The 25,650-nt window shown below is 68.4% G+C and carries 26 protein-coding genes; 9 read left to right on the top strand and 17 right to left on the bottom strand.

The window, feature by feature from the left end; translation table 11 throughout:
- Positions 1–364: 364 nt before the first annotated feature.
- From FOZ70_RS34965 to FOZ70_RS34955, 3 genes are all read right to left on the bottom strand, one after another.
- Positions 365–1,390, bottom strand: a complete 1,026-nt coding sequence (locus FOZ70_RS34965) for a DedA family protein/thiosulfate sulfurtransferase GlpE (RefSeq protein WP_021159151.1) — start codon at positions 1,388–1,390, stop codon at positions 365–367.
- Positions 1,391–1,575: 185 nt separating this feature from the next.
- The gene (locus FOZ70_RS34960; RefSeq protein ID WP_021159152.1) at positions 1,576–2,082 is read right to left on the bottom strand and encodes a cupin domain-containing protein; all 507 of its coding nucleotides are present in this window, start codon (positions 2,080–2,082) and stop codon (positions 1,576–1,578) included.
- A gap of 370 nt (positions 2,083–2,452) precedes the next feature.
- Positions 2,453–2,923 (bottom strand): universal stress protein, encoded by a 471-nt coding sequence (locus tag FOZ70_RS34955; RefSeq protein ID WP_021159153.1) that lies wholly within the window; start codon positions 2,921–2,923, stop codon positions 2,453–2,455.
- 322 nt (positions 2,924–3,245) lie between these two features.
- Here FOZ70_RS34955 and FOZ70_RS34950 point away from each other — a divergent pair, with 322 nt between their 5' ends.
- Positions 3,246–5,354, top strand: coding sequence for a PAS domain-containing sensor histidine kinase (locus FOZ70_RS34950; protein WP_124474718.1), 2,109 nt, complete (start codon positions 3,246–3,248; stop codon positions 5,352–5,354).
- Positions 5,351–5,998 (top strand): response regulator transcription factor, encoded by a 648-nt coding sequence (locus FOZ70_RS34945; protein ID WP_219707732.1) that lies wholly within the window; start codon positions 5,351–5,353, stop codon positions 5,996–5,998. Before FOZ70_RS34950 ends, FOZ70_RS34945 begins: the two co-directional genes overlap by 4 nt.
- 73 nt (positions 5,999–6,071) lie before the next feature.
- On the opposite strand, the gene FOZ70_RS34940 is transcribed toward FOZ70_RS34945, so the two are convergent.
- A complete protein-coding gene (locus FOZ70_RS34940; RefSeq protein WP_021159155.1) occupies positions 6,072–6,476 on the bottom strand; it encodes a lysozyme inhibitor LprI family protein in 405 nt (134 codons plus the stop codon).
- Positions 6,477–6,824: 348 nt separating this feature from the next.
- On the opposite strand from FOZ70_RS34940, the gene FOZ70_RS34935 reads away from it, so the two are divergent.
- Genes FOZ70_RS34935 through FOZ70_RS34925 form a run of 3 tightly spaced genes read left to right on the top strand, consistent with a single transcriptional unit; the run spans position 6,825 to position 9,141 of the window.
- Positions 6,825–7,427, top strand: a complete 603-nt coding sequence (locus tag FOZ70_RS34935; protein ID WP_060226188.1) for a DUF1326 domain-containing protein — start codon at positions 6,825–6,827, stop codon at positions 7,425–7,427.
- Between the two features lie 23 nt (positions 7,428–7,450).
- A complete protein-coding gene (locus FOZ70_RS34930; protein ID WP_059623025.1) occupies positions 7,451–8,239 on the top strand; it encodes a DUF2182 domain-containing protein in 789 nt (262 codons plus the stop codon).
- 8 nt (positions 8,240–8,247) lie between these two features.
- Entirely contained in the window at positions 8,248–9,141 is an 894-nt protein-coding gene (locus FOZ70_RS34925) for a DMT family transporter (protein WP_219707731.1), read from the top strand.
- A gap of 135 nt (positions 9,142–9,276) precedes the next feature.
- On the opposite strand, the gene FOZ70_RS34920 is transcribed toward FOZ70_RS34925, so the two are convergent.
- From FOZ70_RS34920 to FOZ70_RS34895, 6 genes are all read right to left on the bottom strand, one after another.
- Positions 9,277–9,603: a DUF4148 domain-containing protein gene (locus FOZ70_RS34920; protein ID WP_059666887.1), complete on the bottom strand. Its 327-nt coding sequence runs from the start codon at positions 9,601–9,603 to the stop codon at positions 9,277–9,279.
- Positions 9,604–9,826: 223 nt separating this feature from the next.
- Positions 9,827–10,696, bottom strand: coding sequence for a PilZ domain-containing protein (locus FOZ70_RS34915; RefSeq protein WP_219707730.1), 870 nt, complete (start codon positions 10,694–10,696; stop codon positions 9,827–9,829).
- 79 nt (positions 10,697–10,775) lie between these two features.
- A complete protein-coding gene (locus FOZ70_RS34910) occupies positions 10,776–13,364 on the bottom strand; it encodes a transglycosylase domain-containing protein (protein ID WP_219707729.1) in 2,589 nt (862 codons plus the stop codon).
- Between the two features lie 173 nt (positions 13,365–13,537).
- Positions 13,538–14,545: a trans-3-hydroxy-L-proline dehydratase gene (lhpH, locus tag FOZ70_RS34905; RefSeq protein ID WP_059591166.1), complete on the bottom strand. Its 1,008-nt coding sequence runs from the start codon at positions 14,543–14,545 to the stop codon at positions 13,538–13,540.
- 89 nt (positions 14,546–14,634) lie between these two features.
- Positions 14,635–15,756: a branched-chain amino acid ABC transporter substrate-binding protein gene (locus FOZ70_RS34900; protein WP_021159163.1), complete on the bottom strand. Its 1,122-nt coding sequence runs from the start codon at positions 15,754–15,756 to the stop codon at positions 14,635–14,637.
- A 121-nt stretch (positions 15,757–15,877) separates the two neighbouring features.
- Positions 15,878–16,615: a GntR family transcriptional regulator gene (locus FOZ70_RS34895; protein WP_021159164.1), complete on the bottom strand. Its 738-nt coding sequence runs from the start codon at positions 16,613–16,615 to the stop codon at positions 15,878–15,880.
- A gap of 263 nt (positions 16,616–16,878) precedes the next feature.
- Here FOZ70_RS34895 and lhpI point away from each other — a divergent pair, with 263 nt between their 5' ends.
- From lhpI to FOZ70_RS34880, 3 genes are all read left to right on the top strand, one after another.
- Positions 16,879–17,814, top strand: a complete 936-nt coding sequence (lhpI, locus tag FOZ70_RS34890) for a bifunctional Delta(1)-pyrroline-2-carboxylate/Delta(1)-piperideine-2-carboxylate reductase (RefSeq protein ID WP_219707728.1) — start codon at positions 16,879–16,881, stop codon at positions 17,812–17,814.
- Between the two features lie 167 nt (positions 17,815–17,981).
- Positions 17,982–18,386, top strand: a complete 405-nt coding sequence (locus tag FOZ70_RS34885; RefSeq protein ID WP_021159166.1) for a response regulator transcription factor — start codon at positions 17,982–17,984, stop codon at positions 18,384–18,386.
- A 16-nt stretch (positions 18,387–18,402) separates the two neighbouring features.
- Positions 18,403–19,182, top strand: coding sequence for a helix-turn-helix domain-containing protein (locus FOZ70_RS34880; RefSeq protein WP_021159167.1), 780 nt, complete (start codon positions 18,403–18,405; stop codon positions 19,180–19,182).
- Positions 19,183–19,230: 48 nt separating this feature from the next.
- Here the strand turns inward: FOZ70_RS34880 and FOZ70_RS34875 are convergent, their stop codons facing one another.
- The 6 genes from FOZ70_RS34875 to FOZ70_RS34850 form a co-directional block, all read right to left on the bottom strand.
- On the bottom strand, positions 19,231–19,581 hold the full coding sequence (locus FOZ70_RS34875) for a hypothetical protein (RefSeq protein ID WP_021159168.1): 351 nt from the start codon (positions 19,579–19,581) through the stop codon (positions 19,231–19,233).
- Positions 19,582–19,736: 155 nt separating this feature from the next.
- On the bottom strand, positions 19,737–19,976 hold the full coding sequence (locus tag FOZ70_RS34870; protein ID WP_059484949.1) for a hypothetical protein: 240 nt from the start codon (positions 19,974–19,976) through the stop codon (positions 19,737–19,739).
- A 22-nt stretch (positions 19,977–19,998) separates the two neighbouring features.
- Positions 19,999–20,283 (bottom strand): DUF1488 domain-containing protein, encoded by a 285-nt coding sequence (locus FOZ70_RS34865; protein WP_042974849.1) that lies wholly within the window; start codon positions 20,281–20,283, stop codon positions 19,999–20,001.
- Positions 20,284–20,441: 158 nt separating this feature from the next.
- Positions 20,442–20,840, bottom strand: a complete 399-nt coding sequence (locus tag FOZ70_RS34860; RefSeq protein WP_021159171.1) for a DUF488 family protein — start codon at positions 20,838–20,840, stop codon at positions 20,442–20,444.
- A gap of 164 nt (positions 20,841–21,004) precedes the next feature.
- Positions 21,005–22,207 (bottom strand): amino acid aminotransferase, encoded by a 1,203-nt coding sequence (locus tag FOZ70_RS34855; protein ID WP_021159172.1) that lies wholly within the window; start codon positions 22,205–22,207, stop codon positions 21,005–21,007.
- A 45-nt stretch (positions 22,208–22,252) separates the two neighbouring features.
- Entirely contained in the window at positions 22,253–23,638 is a 1,386-nt protein-coding gene (locus FOZ70_RS34850) for an amino acid permease (RefSeq protein ID WP_021159173.1), read from the bottom strand.
- A 319-nt stretch (positions 23,639–23,957) separates the two neighbouring features.
- Here FOZ70_RS34850 and FOZ70_RS34845 point away from each other — a divergent pair, with 319 nt between their 5' ends.
- Positions 23,958–24,431 carry an Lrp/AsnC family transcriptional regulator gene (locus FOZ70_RS34845; protein ID WP_021159174.1) on the top strand — a complete coding sequence of 158 codons (474 nt, stop codon included), beginning with the start codon at positions 23,958–23,960 and terminating at the stop codon, positions 24,429–24,431.
- Positions 24,432–24,457: 26 nt separating this feature from the next.
- On the opposite strand, the gene FOZ70_RS34840 is transcribed toward FOZ70_RS34845, so the two are convergent.
- On the bottom strand, positions 24,458–25,321 hold the full coding sequence (locus FOZ70_RS34840) for a DMT family transporter (RefSeq protein WP_219707727.1): 864 nt from the start codon (positions 25,319–25,321) through the stop codon (positions 24,458–24,460).
- Positions 25,322–25,650: the final 329 nt, after the last annotated feature.

The raw sequence follows: 25,650 nt of genomic DNA, 5'->3' as shown, positions 1-25,650 counted from the left end.
CCGAAAACGAAATAATCTCCGCCGTCGTTTTCCGAACAAGAAACGACACGAATGCTGCGTCAATCCGATGGGAATCGCCGCGGATTATCCGTATCTTCCGGAACAATCCGGAAAACGGATCGGGCCTTTCACGGAATACGCCCGTGCGGCCCGTGTGACGCGGTTGAGCGCGTAACGGACGGCACCGGGATCAATCGCTTTTGGCGCGAACGAATACGCGTCGAATGTGCGCGATCATGCGCACGCAATATGCAGGCGCGATTATATGGAGGATCAGTGGTTTCACGCCAGTCGATTTTCGTGGAAATCGTGGCGGGTGAAATCGGCGGTGGAATTCGAATGCGCGCGTATCTCGCGCATGGATTTATTTGGACAGCGTCGCGCGCACCGTATATTCGCCTTCGAGCGCACCGTGTTCCGGCCGCACGAAATAACGCGACGCGTCGAGATCGGCCGGCATCGGCTCGACCGGGTAGCCGTGCTTTTCCCACGCATCGAGGCCGCCCTTCAGCGCCCGGATGTTGTGGATCATCTTCTTGCGCTGCATCTTCGCGATCAGGCGCTTCGCGGTGGCTTCGTTCGGACACACGCAATAGACGACGATCGGCCGTTTCAGCAATTCGGGGTCGAGCAAGTCCGGCGAATCGAGATCGACCGGCACCGCGCCGGCGATCCGGTACGGTTCGCGCTCGCGAATCGCTTTCGGCCGCGCGTCGAAAATCAGCGGCGGCTCGTCCGACGTCATCATCTCGACGAGCTGCGGCGGCGAGATGCGCACCTGCGCGAGATAACGGCGGAACTGCACGCGACGCACCCAGCGGTACAGCAGGAACGTGATGAAGATCGCGAGGAACGCGTCGAGGATCGTGCCGCCGCTCGCGCGCACCCACAGCACGAACTGGACGATCTGGTCGTGAATGGCCGCCCCGCCGACCAGCCAGAACGCGGCCCACAGCGACGCGCCGGCCAGATCCCAGAACAGGAACACGCCGACACCGATCGCGGTCGTGCCGAGCAGCGGCGCCGACACGAGGCCGAGGCCCGGCAGGAACTTGGACAGCACGAGCAGCGGCGCGCCGTATCTTTCGAATACGTTACGCGCGAAACGCAGCGTGGTGTCGAGCGACAGCGAGAAGCGCACGAGGCCGTTCAGCAGGCGCCGGCCGCGCGTGCGGCCCATGAAGAACCACAGCGAATCGGCCAGCATCGTCGCGCCGATCGCCGCCGCGAACATGCTGACCCAGGATGCCTGCCCCATTGCCGCCATCGTGCCGCCGAGAATCAGCATCGGCACGGCCGGCACCGGCACGCCGAGCTGCGTGATCAACACGCTCGCAAACACGGCCCACGGGCCGAGCGACGATGGAATAGCGATGGGAAAGTGCCACACGGCGGCGCTCCTGGAAGACATGCGGCCGCGCGACGAGGGCCGTCGGACCGGCTGGGCAGCGGCCGCCGCGGCACGTCCGCAGCCAACCAGTGCATGACGGGCATTCTAAACGGGTTTGGCCGCGATCGCGCGGAACCCGCGCCTTCGGCGCGGGCTTCGGGAGGTTGCCGGCACCGCCGTCGCGCTCACGCGTCCGGGCGCTGCGCAAGCTGCGCGACGTGTTCCGCGTAGTCGGGAAACGCGGCGGCCAGCGCGGCTGCGTCGGCCAGTTCGAATTCCGCGAACTCGAAACCCGGCGCCACCGTGCAGCCGACGAGCGCGACGTGCTCCGGCGCCGCGCAGCGCGCGCCGAACCAGCTCCCGGCCCGCACGACCGCCTGGAACACGGTGCCCGGATGCGTGAGCGGGTTGCCCAGCCGGTGGATCGTCAAGCCGTCGCGTTCGTCGAGCACCCATACCTCGATCGGATCGCCCGCATAGAAATGCCAGACTTCGTCGGAACGGATCCGATGCCACGACGAGTAAGCGCCGTCGCACAACAGGTAGTAGATCGCCGTCGACGCGGCACGCGGCGCGCCGTCGGCAGGTCGCACGACCGAATCGGTCGCACGGTAGGTTTCGCGGAAATAGCCGCCCTCGGGGTGCGGCTGCAGGTCGAACTGGCGAATCAGGTCGGTAGCGGAAATCGGCATGGCGGATGACGTCGGTTAGGTAAGGAACCGGACACCCGGCGCGCCGGATCGCTTCGCCCGTCGCGAACGCGACCGCATGCCGCCGGATGCCGCTGGGTCGAACGCCGCGGCCATGCGCGCGGCGAACAAGCGGACACCGGCCGATGCTGCCAGAACTGCGTATCGGGATGCAACCATGCCCACGCGATTGCGCCCATGGAGCCCATCGGGTGTAGCGCCCTCGCCCGGCCGGTGGCCGGTGCGACAGAAACGGCAGCCGCGTTCACACGCCGAGCGTCGGCCGGCGCGTCGTGCATTTCCGTTTCGTCAGGCCGTCATCCGGCGAATCCGCGCGACCGCCGCCGCCCATGCGTCAGCGCGTCCGCGGACGTCACGCAGCCGACGGCGCGCCGGGCTCGCTGTGCCGCACCAGCAGCACGGGCCGGTCGGCCGCGCGCAGCAGCGATTCGGCAACGCTGCCGAGCAGCAGCCTGCGCAGGCCGTGCCGCCCGCTCGTGCCCATCACGATCAGGTCGGCATCGGTTTCGGCCGCCGTGCGCATCAGCACGGTGGCGACATCCTCGCCGTAGGCGTCGAGCGCGCGCACGGTGCCCGGCACATGCTCCTGGGCGAGCACCGCTTTCGCAGCGTCGAGCACCGGCGTCGCGGCATCGGTCGCGGCCGCATCGCCATCGCGCTCGGCCGCGAAACCCGCATCGACGTCGACGAGCTGCGGCCGGTGCTCGACGACATACGCGCAGGTGACTTCGCCGCCTGACGCTGCCGCGATCCGGATCGCCTCGTTCAGCGCGAGACGCGCGCTCGGGCTGCCGTCGAGCCCGACGAAAATCCGCTTGTACATGGTCCGTCCCTCCGACCGGGCACGCCTCGCGCGTTGCGCGACAGCGGCCCGTTATCGCCACCCGGCCCGGTGCCGGGTGGCCTGCCGAACAGTCTGCCCCACGTGCCGACGCGCCCGTTGATGCGCGTCAAGTGCGGCCGGCGCGCCCGCTGCTTCACGCCGGTTGCCGCAAATTCTAGTGACCCCATTACAAAAAACGTGTAAATCGCGCACAATTTCATCTTGAAAATAGACGTTGCGTGCACCCGGTGCGAGTTTTGCCCGGTTTTGCTGCGCTGCCCTCGTGCCACGGGGCGGCCCCCGACAACAGAATGGCCATCGAATGACCGCCAGTGGAACCCCGACGCGTGACGCCCGAGGGCCCACGCGCCTCCAGATCATGTTACGCCAGCCGCTCGCGGCCGGCGTCGTTGCGCTGTGCGCCGGCGCGGCGCTGTCGCTCGGCGTTGCGCTGCTCGTGCGCGAGCAGTGGCAAGGCGCCGTCCATACGCGTTTCGAACGCCGCACGTCGCACGTGACGGCCATGCTCCGCCACGAGCTGCAGTCCGGCGTCGCCGTGCTCGAAGGCGCGCGCGGCGCGTTCAGCCTCGTCCCGGACATGACGCCCGAGCAGTGGCGCCGGTACGCGGACACGCTCGACCTCGACAGCGGCCGCTCGCCGGTTCGCCAGATCGGCTATGCGCCGCTGCCGCCCGCGATCCGCACCGCGCTCGCCGGCACGAACCCGATGCCGGCCGGCACGCTCGCGACCGCGGTGCTCAGCGCGCCCGCGTCGAATTCGCCCGTCGTGCGCTTCGGCGCATCCGACGCGGCACCGCTCGCGCGCGCGCTGCAGACCGGCGACATCGCGCTCGGCGTCCACCCTGCCGACGACGACACATCCCGCGACGCCCGCACCTTCACGCTGTTCGTGCCGGTCGCCGCGTCGCCGCACGCGGCCGCCCCGCCGTCCGGCACGCGCGACACCGCCGCCGACGGCGTGCTGTTCGCGGCGTTGAGCCCGCGTCGCCTGATCGAGCGCGCGCTCGACGCGGAACGCGGAATCGACGTGTCGATGACCGCCGGCGGCGACCGGCGTGCGATCGTCAGCGTCGAAACGACGACCGACGAGGCGTCGGCATCGCCCGACCTGATGCGGCGCACCGACGAGCTGAGCTTCGGCGGCACCGTGCTGACGCTCGCCTATTCCGCGGACGGCCGCCCGAGCGCAACCGGCGCGCAACGCGCGGCCGGCACCGTGCTCGCCGCCGGGCTGATCGCGTCGATCGCGTTCGCGATGCTCGTCCATGCGCTGCTGCGCCGCACCGGTGCCGCCGATTCCGGTGCGAGCAGCCGCGGCATCCTCAACGAGGCGCGGATGATGGGCATCATCCGTTCGTCGATGGAAGCGATCATCACGATCGACGAGAAGCAGACGGTCGTGATCTTCAATCCGATGGCCGAGCAGGTGTTCGGCGTGTCCGCAATGGAAGCGATCGGCGCGCCGCTGTCGCGTTTTATCCCCGAACGGTTTCGCGCCGCGCACGCGAAGCACGTCGACCAGTTCGGCGTGACGGGCGTGTCCGAACGTCAGATGGGCCGCCAGCGGGTGCTGTTCGGGCTGCGCGCCAACGGCGAGGAGTTCCCGATCGAGGCGTCGATCTCGCAGATCCGCGACGCGTCCGGCAAGCTCTACACGGTGATGCTGCGCGACATCACCGAGCGGCAGCGCGCGGAGAATGCGCTGAAGCTGTCGCGCGAGGAATTGCGCGAACTGTCGGCGAACCTGCAGAACGTGCGCGAAGAGGAAAAGACCCGCATCGCGCGCGAACTGCATGACGACCTCGGCCAGCAGCTCACCGCGCTGAAGATGGATCTGTCGGTGGTCGAACAGCAACTGCGCGTGCCCGGCCGCGCGCTGCCCGACGAGGGCGTGCTGTCGCACCTGCAGGGCATGCGGCGGCTGATCGACGCGACGGTCGCATCGGTGCGGCGCATCGCGGCCGACCTGCGGCCCGTGATGCTCGACGATCTCGGCCTCGTGCCGGCAATCGAATGGCTCGCGAACGATTTCACGAACCGCTACGGGATCGACGTCGAGCGGCACATCGAAACGGGCGGCCTCACGTTCACCAGCACGGGCGCGACCACGTTGTTCCGGATCGTCCAGGAAGCGCTGACGAACGTCGCGCGCCATGCGGATGCGACGCGCGTCGCGCTGCGGCTCGACGTGGAGGAAGGCTACTGCGTGTTGCGCGTCGCGGACAACGGCCGCGGCTCGGCACCCGGCGGCCCGGCCCACGAAGACAAATCGTTCGGCCTGATCGGCATTCGCGAACGCGCCCACATGCTGGGCGGCACCGTGACGATCGACACCGCGCTCGCGCGCGGTTTCTCGATCACCGTCGCACTCCCGCTCAGCACCGTACAACAGGAAACGCTCATCACATGATCAAGGTGCTCATCGCCGACGACCATACGCTCGTACGCGACGGTCTGCGGCACATCCTCCAGAACGCCACCGGGTTCGAAGTGGCCGGCGAAGCCTGCGACGGCCCGTCGACGATCGCGCTCGTGCGCGCCACGCCCGCCCAGGTGCTGGTGCTCGACCTGTCGATGCCGGGCCGCAACGGCGTCGAGCTGATCAAGCAGATCAAGGACGAGAAACCCGCGCTGCGTGTGCTCGTGCTGACCATGCACGCGGAGCAGCAGTACGCGGTGCGCGCGTTCCGCGCCGGCGCGTCGGGGTATCTGACGAAGGAAAGCGCGAGCGCCGAGCTGGTCGGCGCGGTCACGAAGGTGGCGTCGGGCGGCGTCTACGTGAGCCTCGCGATGGCCGAGCAGTTCGCGCAGAGCCTGAACGAGCCGGCCGAGACGTTGCCGCACCAGCGGCTGTCCGATCGCGAATTCGACGTGTTCCGGCGGATCGCGGCGGGCCAGACGCTGACCGAGATCGCCAACGCGCTGTGCGTGAGCGCGAAGACGGTCAGCACGTACAAGACACGGATCCTGGAAAAGATGCAGATGCCGCACGAAGCGGCGCTGGTGCGCTACGCGATGCGGCACAAGCTGCTCGACGAAACGGACGGCGTCTAGCGACGTCTGCCAGCGGATGGCGGGCGCCGCCCGGCCGCGCGCCGTGCGCCCGACCGTGGGCGGCTCACCATGCCTACTTCGCGGGCACCGGGCACGCGAGATCACCTTCCTCGCACGACAGATAACCCTTCAACGTTTCGGTGCGCGCTTTCGTCAGATCGTCGAGGCAGGTCGACACGACCATCGGATACGCGCTGCCGCCCTCGGCGTTCGCGCTGGAGAAGCTGCATTCGGCATCGCGGTATGCGATCCACGCACGCTGCGCGTTCACGAGCTTGTCGGCGAGCGGCCGCGCATCGCGCAGGCGCGCGGTGACGGCCTGGTAGATCCGGTTCAGTTCCCCGTCGGATTTCCTGTACGCGCGATCGGCGCACGCCGTCATCGCCGCCTGGTCCGTCGCGTCGGCACAATTCGCCTGTGCATGGGCGACGTTCGCCGCCAGCGCCAGTGCGCACAGCAGGCCGGTCAAGACACGCATGGATGCTCCTTGTTGTTCGTTGAAGTCGTGGAACCCGGTGCCGGGCCTGTCGTGCTGTCGCGCATCGGCCGCCGTGCGGCGGCGATACCGATCGCGATGCTAGCGCACGCGCGCCGGCTTGTCAGCCGGCATCGCAGCGCCCGCGACGGCTTGCATATCGTCCCCGCGCACCTACACTGGAAAATCGATACGCCGCTTCAGGCCCGCGCTATCGCATCCATCCCGTCTCCGCTTCCGCGCATTCCTCAGCGCATTTCGCGTTCGCATCGCCGAGCGGGGTGGCGACTCGTCAGTCAGGTTCCTCCACCCGGCCCAACGTGCTTTCGCCGTCGCTCCCTGGAGGGAATCATGAGCTATCACCTGGAAGGCCGTCTGCTCGAGGTCTGCAACTGTCGCGTACTCTGCCCGTGCTGGATCGGCGAGGACCCGGATTTCGGCGTCTGCGACACGATCGTCGCATGGCATGTCGACCAGGGCACCGTCGACGGCGTCGACGTGAGCGGCAACACGATCGCCGCCGTGTGTCGTGTGCCGGGCAACATCCTGCAAGGCAACTGGACGGCCGCGATCTACGTCAGCGACACGGCGTCCGACGTGCAGGAGCAGGCGCTGCTGAAGGTCTACACCGGCCAGGCCGGCGGCCCGATCGCCGAACTCGCGAAACTGATCGGCACGGTCGTGTCGATCGAACGCGCCCCCATCGCGTTCAACGTCGAAGGGGCACGCGGCACACTGTCGATCGGCACCGACTACCACGCGGAACTCGAGCCGTATCTCGGCCCGAGCGGCGCGCAGACGACGCTGACCGACACCGTGTTCTCGACGGTACCCGGCGCGCCCGTGTTCGTCGGCAAGGCGCCGGTCTATCGGTCGAAGAACGCGGCGATCGGCATCGACGTCGATCTGAAGAATCACAACGCGCTGCAGAGCACGTTCCTGTTCGACGCGTGAAGCGCGATTGCAGGCCCACGGTCATGGCTGCTTCGCTGCATCGGCGCCTGTTTCCGCTCGTGCTCGCGAGTCTCGTCGCGTTCGCGTGGCTCACGCTGTGGGCATGGACGCGCAGCCCGTACGGGCGGTATCTCGACCACGGCGACAGCGCATTGTCCGCACCGTTCAGCGCACTATGCCGCGCGCTGCCGGGCGGGACGCTGTGGCTGCCGGCCGCGTTCGACGCGGCCGGCTGGACGCTGATGATCCTCGCGATGATGCTGCCGACGACGTTGTCGCTGTTCGATGCGTTCGCCCGCGTCGTCGCGAGCCGCCCCGACCAGACGCGCCTGCTCGCGCTCGTCGGCATCGGCTACGTCGCCACGTGGAGCGGTTTCGGCCTCGTCGCGCACGGCCTGCACGGGCTGGTGCTGGCAGGTGTCGCGCGCGTGCCGGCGCTCGCGTGGCGCGGCTGGCTGATCGGCGCGGCCGTCTTCGCGCTCGCGGGCGCGTTCCAGTTCAGCGGACTGAAGACGCATTGCCTCGATCGTTGCCGCACGCCGTTCAGTTTCGTGATCAGCCGCTGGCGTGGCCGCACGCCGATGCGTCACGCGTTTGCGCTCGGCGTCAGCCATGGGCTCTTCTGCGTCGGCTGCTGCTGGGCGCTGATGCTGCTGATGTTCGTCGTCGGCGCCGGCAGTCTCGGCTGGATGCTGGCGCTCGCCGCGTTGATGGCACTCGAGAAGAATGCGGCGTGGGGGCAGGCGCTCACCGCGCCGCTTGGCACCGCGTTGTTCGGCGCGGCCGTGCTGATCGTTGCCAGCCACGCGTGAGGCCCGCGATGCGACCGCTTGCCTCCACGTTCGCGCTGCATGTCCGCCCGGGCATGCGCGTCGCCGCGCTGACGTCGATCGCGATGCTCGCGTTCGCGTCGAATTCGCTGCTGTGCCGGCTCGCGCTGCAGGCCGGACGGATCGACGCGGCCAGCTTCGGCAGCCTGCGTCTCGTATCCGGCGCGCTGATTCTCGCGATCGTCGCGCGCGCGGGTGCGCGGCGGCCCGCCCCGCCCGCGGACTGGCCCGCCGCGGCGATGCTGTTCGTGTACGTCGCGTGCTTCTCGTTTGCGTACCTGACCGTCAGCGCGGCCACCGGCGCGCTGATCCTGTTCGGCGCGGTGCAGCTGACGATGTTTGCGGCGGGATGGCACGCCGGCGAACGGTTTGCCGCGACCGGCTGGGCCGGGTTCGGCGCGGCGCTCGGCGGACTGGTGTATCTCGTGTCACCGGGGCTCGCCGCGCCGACGCCGCGCGGCGCCGCGCTGATGACGGCCGCGGGCATCGCATGGGGAATCTATTCGATACGCGGCCGTCGGCCCGTCGATCCGGTCGCGGCGACCGCCGGCAATTTCCTGCGCGCCGCGCCGCTGGCGCTCGCGCTGAGCGTCGCGCTCGCCGCCCGCTTCCACGTCACGCCGGCCGGCGTCGTACTCGCCGTGCTTTCCGGCGCGCTGACCTCGGGCCTCGGCTACGTGCTCTGGTATGCCGCGCTGCGACACCTCACGGCGATGCGCGCCGCGGCAGTTCAGCTCTCCGTTCCCCCCATCGCCGCGTGCGGCGCCGTGCTGTTCCTGTCGGAACAGCCGACCTGGCGGCTCGCGCTCGCATCGGTCGCGATCCTCGGCGGTGTCGCGGCCGTCCTCGCGACACGCGCGCGCCAGGCGGGCAGCCGCCGCTGATGCGCATCGGGCGCAACGCGCTCGCGCACGCCCCGACGATTCAGGCAGCCCAAATGCAAAACCCGCACACGGACACCGTGCACGGGTTTCGGAAGAGACGGCAAGCGCCGGGCGCCCTTGCGGGCGCTGCCAGGCTTAGTGGCCGAAGAACACCGACGAACGGTCGGTGGCGGCCGGCACGAGCACGCGCTGACCCGACTGCGACGTCCCGACAGGGTTCGAGCCGTAGCCCGTTGCGTCGACTTGCGCGCCAGTGTTCTGCGCGGCGGCGATCTTTGCCTGCGCGGCCTGGATGTTTTCCGGGTAGTTGATCCAGTCGTTCGGGTTGTAGCCGGCCTTTTCGAGCTGGACCAGCTCGGCGCGCACTTGCGCGCGCGTCAGCGGCTGCTGGCTCTGGGCGAACGAAACGACCGGTGCGGCCACCAGGGCGGCCAGTGCAACTGCCTTGATCAGCGATTTCATGATGCGTTACCTCCAGGATTGTTTTGTCAGGCGCTTCGGACTCGGGGTCGTTGCGCATGAGTAGAAGTCTAGGAGGCGGCTCTATCAGGGTAAATACTTAAATCGCGAATTCACTGTTGACGGAAAACATACAATCGTCACGGAATTCACTGAATCGTCAGACGATTATCGGCGTTCGCGCACCGAATGCTGCGATACGGTGCCCGGCGCGCCCCGCCGGGCATCAGCGCCCCGACGACGCCATCAGCCGGTCGAACAGCAGCGCCTTGAGGCGAATCAGGTCGTCGGCGCCGATCTCGCCGAACGCCGCATGATGCAGCGTCAGCGCGGGCGCCGCCGGGTCGGCATGGACGGCCCGCACCGTGCCGTCGAGCGCCAGCAGCTCGACCCGGCCGCCCGTCGCGTACGGCAGCAGTACGCGCAAGGGCTCGCCGATGGCGGCAATCGGCCGGTCGACGGCAATCGACAGCCCGCTCACGCTGATGTCGTGCACCATCCCGATGCCTTCCGCGCCCTCCGCTCCGCCTGCGCAGCAGGCGGCGATCCGCACCGGCACGCGCGGCTCCGCGCGTGTGCGCAGGCGGTCGACGAAACCCGGGGGCGACAGGACCAGGAACCGCGCGCCGCCCGCCCCCTGCACCGACTCCACCGTCGCACCGAAACGCGACACCGCGGCACGGCCGATGGCCACCGCCTCGATGTCGTCGCCACTCGTGAAGTCGAACGCGGCCGCCGGCTGCGGCTCGACGAACAGCGCACCCGATGCGGCAATGCCGATCAGCCGGTAGCGCTGCAGCCCGCGGGTCGTGCCGACCCGGCGGCGGATGCCGATCGCGGCGCCCGCCGACAACCCCATTCGCGTGGCGTGCGGCACCCCGTCAGGCACGCGCGGCGCGGTTTCGGCTTCGGTGTCGTCGCGCCGACGTACCGGCCGGAAATGGTCGAACAGGAATGCATGCTGAGCGGCATCGCGCAGCGTCGTGCCCGCCGGCAGCAGCGCGGCGCCGTCGGCATTGTAGAGATCGAAGGCGAGCGGGACACCGGCGGCGAGGTCGTCGCGCGCGAGCGCGACGTAGTCGGAAAATAGCCTCATCTGAGAGGCGCGGAGCGACCGCGCGAGCTGTCGTGACACCATGATTACGGCAGCCGCGCGCGAAATCTGAACGGCTCCGTTACTGCGAAGCGCCGCTCGCGTCGGGAGCGGCCGGCACGGGCGGCTGGGCCGGTGCAGCCGAAGGGGCGGCGGCCGGTGCGGTACCGAAGCCCGAGCTGCCCCCGCCTGGCGTGCTCGCCCCCGCTGGCGGCTGAGCAGGCTGCGGTTGCGACGCGCCGGCCGACAGCGCGGCAGCCGACGCGGCCACTTCCGACGCCGGTACCCATTCCTCGACGATGCCACCCGATGCCGCCTCCGGCGCGGAGGCGGCCGAGGCGGTCGATTCCGTGCCGGTGTCAGCCTCGGGCGCGCGCTCCACCCGCTGTGTCCTGGCCGGCGCGGGCGCCTTCTCAGGCTTGGGCGGGAACCATGTGTCGAACAGATCCGTCACGCGCTCGCGCAGCGACGCGAACCAGCCCGGCGACGGCTCGGTATCGAATTTCGCCTTCGTGTCGACGATCCGGGCGCGCTGCGCACGCTGGAAGAAATCGCCGACGATCGGCAGCGCGCTATGCGCACCCTGCCCCCAGTAATCGCTGCGCAACGTCACGCGGCCGTCGTCGAAACCGACCCACGCGCCGGCAACGAGGCCGGGCTGCATCAGGATGAACCAGCCGTCCGCGTTGTCCTGCGTCGTGCCCGTCTTGCCGGCCACGTCGCCGCGAATCCCGAAGCGCGTGCGGATGCTGCCGCCCGTGCCCCGCGTCACGACGTCGCGCATCACGCTGAGCAGCGTCTTGTCGGTTTCGGCGTCGAGCGCGCGCTCGGGCGGCGCCGGCGCGTATTCGGCGAGCACGTCGCCCTGGCGGTTCTCGATGCGCGTCACCATCTGCGGCTCGACATACAGCCCGCCGTTCGCGACCGTCGCGTACGACGCGACCATCTCCTTCAGCGTGACCGGGCTCGTGCCGAGCGCGAGCGACGGCACGCGTTCGAGCGGGCTTTCCCGCACGCCCATGTCGCGCGCGAGCCTGGCGACGGAGGCCGGCCCGACCTTCTCCATCACCTGCGCGGTGATCCGGTTGCGCGACAGCGCGACCGCGTCGCGCAGCGTCATCGGCTTGCCCGTCGGCGGCACGTCGTCGTTCGGCCGCCAGATCTCGCCGCCCTTCAGCGGGATCTCGACCGGCTGGTCGATGAACGTGTCGTCCGGCTTCATCCCGTTCGCGAACGCGACGCCATAGACGAACGGCTTGAACGTCGAGCCCGGCTGGCGCCGCGCCTGCGCGACGTGGTCGAACGGCTCGCTGGTGAAGTCGCGGCTGCCGACCCACGCGCGGATCTGCCCGTTGCGCGGGTCGATCGCGAGGAAGCCGGCCTGCACGTCGGTCTTGGTCTTGCACAGCGCACGCATGAACCCGCGGTCAGCCGCGAGCAGCTTCATCGCGGCCGCGTCGTCCTTGCCGGCGTCCTGCGCGGCCTTGTACTCGGGCGACTCGCGCATGAAGGTGCGGAAGACCTCGTTGTCGGTGCCGCAGCCGTCGCGGCCGCTCCACGCGTTGTTCGCGATGCCCTGCAACTGGTTGCCCTGCAGCGTGAGCGCCTGCGTCGCCATCTGCTGCAACCGCGAGTCGATCGTCGTGCGCACGATCAGCCCGTCCGAGTAGATGTTGTAGTCGTTGCGGTCGGCCCACGCGATCAGCCATTTGCGGAGTTGCTGCGCGAAATGCGGCGCCGGCCCGGGCGGCTCTTTCTGGCGCTCGAAATCGATCCGCAACGGCCGGCGCTGCAATTGCGCGAACTGCGCGGGCGACAGCTTGCCGTACTTCACCATCTGGCCGAGCACCGTATTGCGCCGCTGCAGCGCGCGCTCGGGGTTCAGCACCGGGTTGTAGTAGCTGTTGCCCTTCAGCATCCCGACGAGCGTCGCGCTGTCGAGCACGTCCAGCTCGTCGGCGGACTTGTCGAAATAGGTGCGCGCGGCCATCTCGACGCCGTACGCGTTGTACAGGAACGGCACCGTGTTCAGGTAGGTCTCGAGGATCTGGTCCTTGCTGTAGACGGCCTCGATCTTCAGCGCGGTGATCGCCTCCTTCACCTTGCGCGTGAGCGTCGGCGCGCGGCCGATTTCGTCCGGATACAGGTTGCGCGCGAGCTGCTGCGTGATCGTCGAGCCGCCCTGGCGGCTGCCCGAGAACGTATGGAGCGCGGCCGATGCCGTGCGCTTCCAGTCGAGGCCGTGGTGCTCGTAGAAGCGGTGATCCTCGGTCGCGATCAGCGCATCGACCATGTGCGGCGAGATCTGCCTGAGCGGCACCCATTCCCGGTTCGACGGCTTGAATTCGGCCAGCAGCTTGCCGTCGGCGGACAGCACCTGCGCGGGCTGGTCGACACGCGCCTTGCGGATGTCGCCGATGCCCGGCGTAAACGGGATGAGCACGACCACGTACGCCACGAACAGCGCCGGCACGGCGGCGCCCGCGAGCAGCACGCCGCGGCGCGTAGGATGACGCAGGTGGTGCCACGCAACTGCGGCGAGAGGCTTGACCCTCGCGACGGCGGCAGCCGCGACGGGTTGGGCGCGCGCGACCCATCTGGCACAGAAGTCACGCACTGACGACACGTTTCGGCGATTCACGCGGGTGGAGCTCGGCTGAAAAGGGTGCATCGTACCAAACTCGCGCGGCCGGCCGAACCGCGACGGCGTCGCGCCCGCCTGCGCGGGCGGCCGGGTGCCGGTTCACACGCAAAAAAGGCGCGCGCTCCCTGACGGGAACGACGCGCCAAGCCTGGTACGACAAACGGGAAGCCGCGCAACGCGCGGCCGATCGGCGCGGCGACTCAGCGCACGAGAAAACCGTAGGTCAGCGGATCGCGCTCGTCGACGATCCAGTTCGCGAACCCGCAGATATGCGCGCTGCCTTCCACTTCCGGAATCACGGCCGGCATCCCGCCGACCGTCGTTTCGCGCAGCACACGCCCCTTGAAGACCGTGCCGACGATCGATTCGTTGACGAGCGTGTCGCCGGCCGCGAGCAGCCCGCGCTGGTAGAGCTGCGCGACCCGGCCGCCGGTGCCGGAGCCCGTCGGCGAGCGGTCGACCTCGCGATCCGCGAACACGCAGCAGTTCGCCTGCGTCGAGCCCGGATGGCGCGGCGCGTTCGCGATGATCGTGCCGTAGATGTGGTTGATTTCCGGAATCTGCGGATGCACGACCGGGTATTTCGCGTTCGCGGCGGCCTTCACTTCCGCGCCGAAGCGGATCAGCCTTTCCACTGCCGCTTCGCGCACCGGCAGGTCGAACGGCGCGCCGTCGACGTAGAAATAGAACGCGCCGCCGTACGCGATGTCGCCGGTCACGGTGCCGAACGACGGCGTCTCGACCGACACGTCGCGTTGCCAGATGAACGACGGCACGTTGACGAAGCGCACCGGCCCCGCATGCTCGCCGTCCCACTTCACGAACGCCTCGATGAAGCCGCACGGCGCGTCGATGCCGACCCGCGTTTCCGGCACCGTGCGCTGCACCCAGCCGAGCTCGACGGCGGCGGTCGACAGCGCGATCACGCCGTGCCCGCAATGGTCGCTGTAGCCTTCGTTGTGCACGAAGATCACGCCGAAATCGGCATTCGGCGACACCGGCTCGGTGAGGTAGCCGCCGTACATGTCGGCGTGGCCGCGCGGTTCGAACATCAGCGCGCGGCGGATCTCGTCGGCGTTCTCCTTGAGCCACGCGCGGCGCTGGACGATCGTGTCGCCCGGCAGTCTCGGCAGCCCGCTCGTGACGATGCGGAACGCTTCGCCGCCCGTATGCACTTCGACGGTGGAAAGGGATCGGGATATTTTCATGGTCGATCGGATGCGTGGAAACGAAGGACGGCGGTCGCGCCGCCGTCCGGTGACAGGCTTGTGCGGCGCCTGGTGCGTCGCTGGGTCGCTTACTTCGCGTACGGCTCCGGCAGGCCGTTGCGGATCACGTAGACGGTCGTCGGCGCGCCCTTCAGGTCGCCGTTCGCGTCGAACGAATAGGTGCCCGCGACGCCCGCGTAGTTCGACTTCGCGAGCTGCGCGATCAGCTTCGCCTTGTCGGTGGTCGTACCGGCCTTGACCATCGCGTCGGCGAGCAGCTTCATCCCGTCGTAGTAGTTCACGCCGTAGACCTGCGTATCGGTGTGATACGTGTCGTGGTACTTCTTCAGGAATTCGCGGCCGGCCGCCGTCTTCTCGAGCGCGACGCCGCCCTGCGCGCAGTAGACGATCGATGCCGCGTCGCCCGCGACCTTGCCCATGTCGGCCGAGCAGATGCCGTCGCCGCCGAGCAGCTTCGCGCGCAGGCCGCGCTGCTTCATCTGCTTGGCCATCGGCGCACCTTGCGCCGCATAGCCGCCGAGGAAGATCACGTCGGGGTTGCTGGCCTTGATCTTGGTGAGGATGCCGAGGAAATCGGTGGCCGACGAGTTCGTGTATTCCTGGTCGACGATCCTGATCCCGTTCGCCTTCGCGACGTTCATGAACTGTTCGGCGACGCCCTGCCCGTACGCGGTGCGATCGTCGATCACGGCGGCGGTTTTCGCGTTCAGCGTCTTCGCGGCGAACGTGGCCATCGTGCCGCCGAGCTGCTCGTCGCTCGCGCCGATCCGGAAGATGTTCTTGAAGCCCTGTTTGGTCAGCGCCGGGTTCGATGCAACCGGCAGCATCGGCACGCCGGCATTCGAGTACACGCGCGATGCGGGAATCGCGACGCCCGAGTTGTACGGGCCGAGCACCGCGACGACGCCCTTGTCGACGAGGTTCTGCGCCACCTGCACGCCCGCTTTCGGGTCGGCCTGGTCGTCGTCGGAAACCAGTTTGAACGTGACGCTCTTGCCGGCGACCTTGATGCCGGCCTTGTTGAGTTCGTCGACGGCCAGACGCGCGCCGTTTTCATTGTCCTTGCCGTTCGCGGCCTGCGGGCCGGTCAGCGGCGCCGAATGGCCGATCATCACGACTTCCTGCGCGTGCGCGGAAGTCAGCGCGCCGGCGGCGATGGCCACCGAAAGCGCGGTAACGAGGTGTCGCACGATGTCTCCTGATTGGTTTTGTGTGAAACCAATGTAGGACACGCGTGGTCACCGCGCAAGCAATTTCAAAATAAAGTGTTCGATTCTGGTCATTTTTCAGACCAGAACGATTTCGACGCGGTCACTTCGGCGCGATGTCGCGCCGCACGCGGCGGATGTGCTGTTCGACATAAAACGCCGCCGCATCTGCGTCGCCCGACACGATCGCCTCGTAGATCAGCCGATGCTCGGACACGTAGAGCCGGATCCGGCCCGCGTCGTAGATGCCGTCGTCCTTCAGCCGCTTCCACAGCGGCTGGTCCATCGTCTTCGCGACTTCGTCCGCGATCTTCACGATCAGCGGGTCGCCGGTCATCAACGCGAGTTGCCGGTGGAACAAACGGTCGCTCTCGTTCCACAGCGCCCGCTGATGCGGATCGTCGACGTCGGTAATGGTTTCCATCTGGGCCAGGTAGCGTTCGGCGCCGGCGTCGGCCCGGCCATGCGCGGCCGCGAGGCGCGCGATCGCCGGCTCGAGGATCAACCGCACGTCGAGCGTCGACGTCGGGCTGAAATCGGCTTCGGACGCCTCGTGCGTGTCGCCGCGCTGCGCGAGCACGTCGAGCGGCGCCGCGACGACGTAGGTGCCCGAATTGCGCTTCGTGAACACGAGCCCTTCGTTCTGCAGCGCGCCGAGCGCTTCGCGCACGGCCGGCCGGCCGACCTGGAACAGCCCCGCGAGCTCGCGCTCGGAGGGCAGCCGCGACTCGGCGGCGTAGCGTCCCGCGCGGATCTCGTCGCGGATCTTCTCGGCCACCTGCTCGTAGATCTGCAGCGGCTTGAATCCGCCTTCGAGTGAGTCGGGACGCGCGGACATCATCGTGTAGCTCCTGCCCGGTCGCGGGCGTGAATCTGGAATGGGTTCGCACTATACCGGAGCGCGCCGGCATCGAGGCCAAGGCGGCCCTTCTGGACAGATATTAGAACCAAAAACGGCGAGGCGCTTTATTTTCTGGGTTGCGGGCAGTCCAGAAAGTGGTATAGATTCGATCCACACTGCCCAGTGCCACGGTATCCGGCAGCTTTGTGGCGGGCGCGGCATGCGCCCGTCGTCCACGCTCACCGACGCATGCGACGTACACGATGACCGCGCTTTCCCCGATTCCCGTTTTCGATGCGGCCGACACGGCCGCGCTGCTCGACTACCCGGCGCTGCTCGCCACGCTCAGGCAGGCCGTCGCCGATTATGCGGCGGGCGAGATCGTCAGCCCCGAGCGCCTGGTCGTGCCGCTGCAGGCCGGCGGCGTGATGCTGTCGATGCCGTCGAGCGCGCGTGACCTCGCGACCCACAAGCTCGTGAACGTGTGCCCGTGCAACGGCGCGCGCGGGCTGCCGACGATCCTCGGCCAGGTGACCGCGTACGACGCGACCACCGGCGAGATGCGCTTCGCGCTCGACGGCCCGACGGTCACCGGACGCCGCACGGCGGCCATCACCGCACTCGGCATCCAGGCGCTGCACGGCGCCGCGCCGCGCGACATCCTGTTGATCGGCACCGGCAAGCAGGCGGCCAATCACGCGGAAGCGCTCGCGGCGATCTTTCCCGACGCGCGCCTGCACGTGCGCGGCAATCGCGCCGACAGCGCGGCGGCATTCTGCGCCGCGCACCGCGCGCACGCGCCGCATCTCACACCGCTCGACGGCGACGCGGTTCCCGATGCGATCGACGTCGTCGTGACGCTGACGACGAGCCGCACGCCCGTCTACCGCGAAGCCGCGCGCGAAGGCCGGCTCGTGGTCGGCGTCGGCGCGTTCACCGCGGACGCCGCGGAAATCGACGCGAACACCGTGCGCGCCAGCCGGCTGGTCGTCGACGATCCGGCCGGCGCCCGCCACGAGGCCGGCGACCTGATCGTCGCGCAGGTCGACTGGCAGCAGGTCGCGTCGCTCGCCGACGTGCTGGGCGGCGCATTCGACCGTACCGGGCCGCTGCTGTTCAAGAGCGTCGGCTGTGCGGCGTGGGATCTGGCCGCGTGCCGAACCGCGCGCGATGCGCTGGACGCGCGCCGGGCCGGCTGATCCGGCAGCACGACCCGCCCGCCCCGCACGCGGCACGTCACACCGGGGCCGCTCCGGCGATTTCCCGTACGCGTTGTAGGAATCGCCCTACAACGCGTCGCCGCGGCCTACATCAACTTCCAATTCGGCCGATTTCATTTTCGGCGGCGCAACACGATACTGCCGGCATGAATGCCAGCCAGTTGCCCGCCGCGCTCCGGGTGTTTCTCGTCGATCACGCCGTCGCCGTCCGACAGCGGATCGCGCTGCTCGTCGGCGCGATCCGCGGTGTCGCCGTCGTGGGCGAGGCGGAAGACGGCCAGGACGCGTGGACGCACATCCGCAGCAGCCAGGCGGATGTCGTGATCGTCGACCTGCGGCTGGCGGACGGCAGCGGCCTCGACCTGATCGGGACGCTGTCGAAAGCCGCGCCGCGCATTGTCACGATCGTGCTGACGAATCACTCGGCGCCGGCATTCAGAGAGGCATGCGCGTCGGCCGGAGCCGACTATTTCTTCGACAAGACCGTCGAATTCGACGCCGCATGCCGCGTCATCGAATCCCTGGTGCACGCTCGCGTGCACCACCCCTGACGAGCCGGAGTGACTCATGTCCACAGCCACCGCCTGCGCCGCCGACGTATCCATCACGCCTCGGCCGACGATTCCGCTTCGCGCGGTCACGCGTGCCGACGCCGCCAAGCATCCCGCCGCGCGCTGCTCGGCGTGCGCGATGCGCTCGATGTGCCTGCCGCCGCAACTGACGGCCGCCGAATACGGCCGCCTCGACGCGATCATCTGCACGACCCGGCAGGTGCGCCAGGGCGACGCGCTGTTCCGCACCGACGATCCGTTCCAGAGCATCTACGCGGTGCGCGCGGGTTCGTTCAAGACGGTGATGATGCATCGCGACGGCCGCGAGCACGTGACGGGCTTCCAGATTGCCGGTGAAACGCTCGGGATGGACGGCATCGGCAGCGGCCAGCACTGCTGCGACGCGATCGCGCTCGAAGACAGCGTCGTGTGCATCATCCCGTTCGGCGCGCTCGAAGCGGCGTGCCGCGAGATCAAGCCGATGCAGCACTTCCTCTATCAGATGCTGAGCAGCGAGATCGTCCGCGAATCGAGCCAGATGCTGCTGCTCGGCACGATGTCGGCCGAACAGCGGGTCGCGCAATTCCTGCTGAACCTGTCGTCGCGCTTCGAGGCACGCGGCTATTCGGCGACGGAATTCAACCTGCGGATGACGCGCGAGGAAATCGGCTGCTATCTCGGGATGAAGCTCGAAACCGTCAGCCGGATGTTTTCGCGGTTCCATCGCGAAGCGCTGGTCGAAACGCGCGGCAAGCGCGTGCGCATCATCGACTCGCAAGCGCTCGCCCGGGTCTGACCGGGCGCGCCGACGCCCGGCCGCCGGCGCAGCATCGCGTGCGATGCCTCATTGCGCCGGGCTGCCTGCCGCCGCATCGCGCAGCCCCACCCTCGCACCGCCCGCCTGGCATGCGATCAGCGCCTGTTCGGCCTGCTTGAACGCGCGGCGAAGCGTGTCGTCCAAATCGTCGCCGACACACGCCGGCAGCAGCCAGCGCGACGTGTCGTGCATCACGAGGTCGAGCCGCACGTCGAACCGGCGCGCGCCATCGGCCGCGGCACGCGATTCGATGGCGAGGTGACAGCCGCCGATCAGCGCGCGGAAGCGCTCGAGCCGCACCAGCAGCGCGCCGGCTTCGGCTTCGATCGCGGCGGTACCCGCGAATCCATGGCAGGCGATCTGCATGCCCACGCCCATGTCTTGTCTCCTGACGGGGCCGCCCGCTCGTCGACCGCCTTGCATATGCCGCCCGCATCGAAATGCGGCGGCAGGTGTTGCCCGTGGCACGGCGCGATTTCTTCGATCGCGGCCCGGCCGATAGTCTGCCCGCGCCTTGGTCGGCGCGGGATCGTTCATACGTTGAAGGTCTGTGACGCCTTCATCTCGATCCACGTCATGCCTGCCCGCAGCCCTTCGATCATCGCCTCCCGTTCGGTCGGATACGCATGGCTGTGCTCGAACGTATGGTGAAAGCGCGTGGCGCCGGCGCCATGCTCGACCGACACGCGGCAGCGGAATTCGCCCGATTCGCACGGGCGCGTCTCGACTTCGACGGACCAGTCGCGTTCGTGAATATTGCCCTGCAGTGTCATGCACCCTCCTGCTGTATCCGTCTCAGAGCCGGAAGTGGCCGCTGTGCAGCAGCACCGGCCGGCCGCCGATTTCCTCGAGCATGCGTCGCGCCATCGCCTCGATCGCCGACCGGTGCGCGTCGAATGCGGCCAGCAGGTCGCGTTCGAGCAGCGACGGCGCGCCGAAATGATCTTCCAGCGCCTCGGCCGTGACCGCGCACTGCACGCAACGTCCGTCGACCAGCGCCGAAAACGCCACGACCAGGTCGCGTGCGCAATATTCGGGCGGTTCCGGCGGGAAGGCAATCTGCATCTGTCCGCCTGTCATCGTCGTGATCGCTCCATGACAAGAGCATAGTGGCGCGCGCGCCTCCACGCTTGACCCACGTCAACGGGTTCGCTGCGCCGCACGATGGACGGCGGCAGCGTGCCGCCGCGACTGGCGACGACACGCTCGCTCGCTTTCAACCCGCCTTCAACCGACGCTCAACCCGCGTCGGGCTCGATCGTCGCGCCGCGTTCCGCGAGCAGTTCGCGCAGCACGCTCCGGTGGCAATGGCGTTCGTCGTCGCAATAGCAGCCGATCGAGAACGCGGTGGTCGCCGACAGCGCCGCCAGCAGGTCGAGCACCTTCGGCGCATCGCCATGCGCCATCTCCGCGCGGAAGTGACGCCGGAACGCGTTCCACTCGGCGTCCGTTTCGGCGGCCTGCGCCTGCGCGACGAGTTCCGGGCTCGGCGACAACGTCGGCAGCCATACATCATAGTAGTTGCGCGACGCGAATTCCGCCTTCGGCACGCCGCGCGGCGGCCGCCGCACCGTGCCGATCCGCAGGCCCTCGCCGGCCGCGCGCGGCGTGCCGAGCTGGATGATCCGGATGCCCATGTCGCTCCTGTTCGTGTTGCGTCCGATTGCGTGATCGTACCGCCACGCCTGCGCCCGCGTCAGCCGGGTGGCGGACATTGCGGCCGCACAAAGAAAAACCGGCTGCCCCCTTGCGGGAGACAGCCGGTTCGGCCAGCCGCACGGCGCGCCGGGGCGCGCGGCGATCAGACGCCGCTCTTCAGCACCTTGCCGATCGCATCGGCCACGATGGCGACGTTCGAGTCGTTCAGGCCCGCGACGCACATCCGGCCCGAACGCAGGATGTACACGCCGTGCACTTCGCGCAGCGCGTCGACCTGCGATTCGGTCAGGCCCGTATACGTGAACATCCCGCGCTGCTTCACGTAGCGCGTCAGTGCCTCGCCGCTGACATGGTCGCGCAGGCCGTCATGGATCGACTGGCGCATCCGCGCGATGCGGCGGCACATCGCCGCCAGTTCCTCTTCCCACTGCTTGCGCAGCGCCGGCGTGCCGAGCACGGCGGCCACGACCTTCGCACCGTAGGTCTGCGGGTTGCTGTAGTTCGAGCGCACGGCGCCGGCCAGCTGGCCGAGCACGCGGTCGGCCGCCGCGGCATCCTCGCAGACGACGCTCAGGCCGCCCACGCGCTCGCCGTACAGCGAGAAGTTCTTCGAGAACGAGTTCGCGACCAGCGCCGGCACGCCGCGGCGGGCGAGTTCGCGCACCGCGAACGCGTCCGCGTCGAGGCCCGCGCCGAAGCCCTGGTAGGCCATGTCGACGAACGGCAGCAGCCCGCGCGCCTCGATCACGTCGATCAACTTCTCCCACTGGCCTTCGTCGAGGTCGACGCCGGTCGGGTTATGGCAGCACGCGTGCAGCAGCACGATGCTGCGCGCCGGCAGCGCGTCGATCGCCGCGAGCATCGCGTCGAACTTCAGGCCGCCCGTCGCCTCGTCGTAGTACGGATACGTGTTCACCGTGAAGCCGGCGCGCTCGAAGATGAAGCGGTGGTTTTCCCAGCTCGGATCGCTGAGCCACACCTGCGAATCCGGGAAATAGCGCTTCAGGAAATCGGCGCCCACCTTCAGTGCGCCGGAGCCGCCGAGCGTCTGCAGCGTCGCGATGCGGCCGGCCGCGCGGGCCGGGTGATCGGCGCCGAACACGAGCGCCTGCACGGCGTCGCGATACGCGGCGAGGCCGACCATCGGCAGGTACGGCTTCGCGCCGAGGTCGCGCTGCAGCGCGGTTTCGGCTTCGCGCACGGCGCCCATGACCGGAATCCGGCCTTCGGCGTCGAAGTAGATGCCGATGCTCAGGTTGACCTTCTGGTCACGCGGATCTTTCTGGAAGTTCTCGTTGAGCGTCAGGATCGGGTCGCCCGGGTACGCGTCGATGTGTTCGAACATGGCTTGAGTCTGTCTCGTTTGGAAGAATGATCGGGCCGGCCTGCGTCAGCGTGCGGATGCGCCGTCGTGCACCGCATAGCCTGCATTCTTCTGACGGAAGCGATACCCGACCGCGAGCACCGCGAGCCATACCGGGATCAGGTACACCGACAGGCGGAGATCCGGCGTCAGGTACATCACGACGAGAATGCCGGCCATGAATGCCAGGCACAGGTAATTCGTGAAAGGATAGCCCAGACTGCGGAAGGAAGTCTCCTCCCGGGCCGCACGCTTCGCCTGGCGGAACTTCAGGTGGATCAGCGTGATCATCGCCCAGTTGATGATCAGCGCCGACACGACGAGGCCCATCAGCACCTCGAACGCCTTGCCCGGCATGAAATAGTTGACCAGCACGCACACGCCGGTCGCGAGCGCCGACGCGCCGAGCGCGGCGAGCGGAATGCCGCGCTTGTTCACCGAGCACAGCACCTTCGGCGCATTGCCCTGCTGCGCGAGGCCGAACAGCATCCGGCTGTTGCTGTACACGCCGCTGTTGTAGACCGACAGCGCGGCCGTCAGCACGACCACGTTCAGCACGTTGGCCACCAGGTTGCTGCTCAGCGCATGGAAGATCAGCACGAACGGGCTGCCGCCGGTGACGACCTTTTCCCACGGATACAGCGACAGCAGCACGGCGAGCGCGCCGATGTAGAAAATCAGGATCCGGTAGATCACCTGGTTGGTCGCGCGCGGAATGCTGCGCTTCGGATCGTCGGCCTCGGCCGCGGTGATGCCGATCAGCTCCAGCCCGCCGAACGAGAACATGATCGCGGCCATCGACATCACGAGCCCCGACACGCCGTTCGGGAAGAAGCCGCCGTGCTGCCACAGGTTCCGGACGCTCGCCTCCGGGCCTGCATGCCCGCTCGCGAGCAGCCAGCCGCCGAAGCCGATCATGCCGACGATCGCGGCGACCTTGATGATCGAGAACCAGAATTCCGTCTCGCCGTACGACTTCACGCTCGCCAGGTTGAGCAGGTTGATCGCGACGAAGAACACCAGCGCCGACACCCAGGTCGGCACACCGGGCCACCAGTACTGCACGTAGATCCCGACGGCCGACAGCTCGGCCATGCTGACGAGGATGTACAGCACCCAGTAGTTCCAGCCCGACAGGAAGCCGGTGAAGTGGCCGACGTACTTGTTGGCGAAGTAGCTGAACGAGCCGGCGACGGGCTCGTCGACGACCATCTCGCCGAGCTGGCGCATGATGAAGAACGCGACGATGCCGGCCACCGCGTAGCCGAGCAGCACGGACGGGCCGGCCATCTTGATCGTCTGCGCGATGCCGAGGAACAGCCCCGTGCCGAGCGCGCCGCCGAGCGCAATCAGCTGGATGTGCCGGTTCTTCAGCCCGCGCTTCAGGCCGTCGCTCTCGTTTCCAGAAACCATGTCTTCTCCACTCTGTCCGCCTCCGCCTGAAGCGGGGTGCGGTGCGCCTCGGTGTGCCGGGCGCTGTTTTGCTGTGCCGGGGCCGTTCGTGGAGCCGCCGGGTTGGGGACTGCAATCTTCGCGTGGCGGCGCCCGATTTGCGTCGGCGTCCCCGCCACACCGGCCGCCGACCGTCGCCGCGCCCGCCTTGCTGCGATCGCACACGAAAATCCGGCGTCAGTTTAGCGTCGCGACGGCGAAATCGGGTTTCGTAACCCGTTCATGCAAACCCTACATTATGAGATAAGATTGCATCCAGGAGACGGATGAGGAAATAAAAATGCATGAACCGGTTCTGGATCGCCTCGATCGGCACTTGCTTGCGATCCTGCAGGAGAACGGCCGCGCGTCGAACCTCGATCTGGCGAAGGCGGTCGGCCTGTCGCCCGCGCAGACACTGCGCCGCCACCGGCGGCTGGAGGAAATCGGCGCGATCCGCCGCTACGAAACCCGGCTGTGCCCCGACACGCTCGGTTTTGGCGTCACCGCCTTCGTGCACGTGACGATGGAGCGCGGGCATATCCGCGACCTGTCGAAGTTCCAGAAACTGGTGTCGGATCTCGCGCAGATCCAGGAGTGTTTTTCGGTGACGGGCGATATCGACTACGTGCTGAAGGTCGTCGCGCGCGACCTGAAGGGGCTGTCCACGTTCCTGCTCGAGACGCTGATGCGCATTCCCGGCGTGAGCGGCGTGCATTCGAGCGTGTGCCTCGACGAGATCAAGTGCACGAGCGCGATGCCGGTGGAAGGCTGACGCACCGGGCCGCACGCGCGGCCCGCTTACCTCACCGCCTCGAACGCACTGATCAGCAACGCCCCCGCCGCGATCACCAGGCAGCCGGCCGTCCGGCGCGGCGTCAGCCGCTCGCCGAGATACACGCGCGCGATCAGCGCCGCGAACACCACGCTCGTTTCCCGCAGCGCCGACACCGNNGCCGCGAACACGCCGCCGCACGCGGCCTTCGCCGTCTCGCCGACATCCTGCGTCAGCCGTAACGGCCCCGCCCGCAGCCGGTAGTACGCGGCCATCATCGCGCCCGTCAGCACGAACATCCACGCGGTATAGCCGACCGTGTTGCCGCTTTCCCGCACGCCGATTCCGTCGACCACGCTGTACGCCGCGATCGACACTCCGGTCGCGAACGCGGTCGGCAGGACCTGCATCATCCGGTGCTTCGCGTCGCGCCCGCGCTCCAGGCCGATCGCCAGGATGCCCGCGCAGATCAGCACGAGCCCGCATTGCGCGCCGGCATTCAGGTGCTCGCCCGCAAACGCCGCCGCGCCGAGCGTGACGAGCAGCGGCGCGGTGCCGCGCGCGACCGGATACGCGACGGTCAGGTCGCCGTGCTCGTACGCACGCACCAGCAGCAGCGTATAGACGACGTGGATCACCGCCGATGCGACGACGCAGAGCCAGCTCACGGGCGTGATCGGCGCCGCTGCCGGCAGGAACAGCAGCGCAAACAGCCCGATCGCGATCTGCAGCACGGTGGCCGACCGCAGCCGGTCGCCGCTGCTGCGCACGAGCGCGTTCCATGACGCATGCAGGAATGCGGCACACAGAACGGCAAACAGGACGGGGATCGGCACGACGAGTACTCGCTGACGGTCGGCCACGCGAAATCGTCGCCGCAGGGCGTTCATCGTATGAATACGTCATCCGATTGTCAAAAAACCTGCGCTGCGCAGCGTCCCGTGCCCCCGCGCCGCCATGCCGTTTCGCCTGTCCCGCCCACCCCGTGGGGCATCCGCGGCAATCGCCCCGCCCGCCGCGGAATGTGACGCAAAGGTGGCAGGCGGTCTGCCCCTTTCCGTTCTCTTTCGCCTTGCGTCCCGGCGTAATGAAATCGATACCGTAGCGCAATCGGCGCGAAACCACTCCGTCCCCATATCTTCATACGCGGCTGTTCCAATGCGCGTGCTCTCTCACGAGCTCCGCGCCGAACCGACACGGTGACGAAGCCGCTCTCCAC

It is taken from the genome of Burkholderia sp. COPS (assembly GCF_019425585.1).
Lineage (GTDB): Bacteria > Pseudomonadota > Gammaproteobacteria > Burkholderiales > Burkholderiaceae > Burkholderia > Burkholderia cepacia.
The sequence above is the reverse complement of the archived record's forward strand: the minus strand, read 5'-3'. Positions and strand labels throughout refer to the sequence as shown.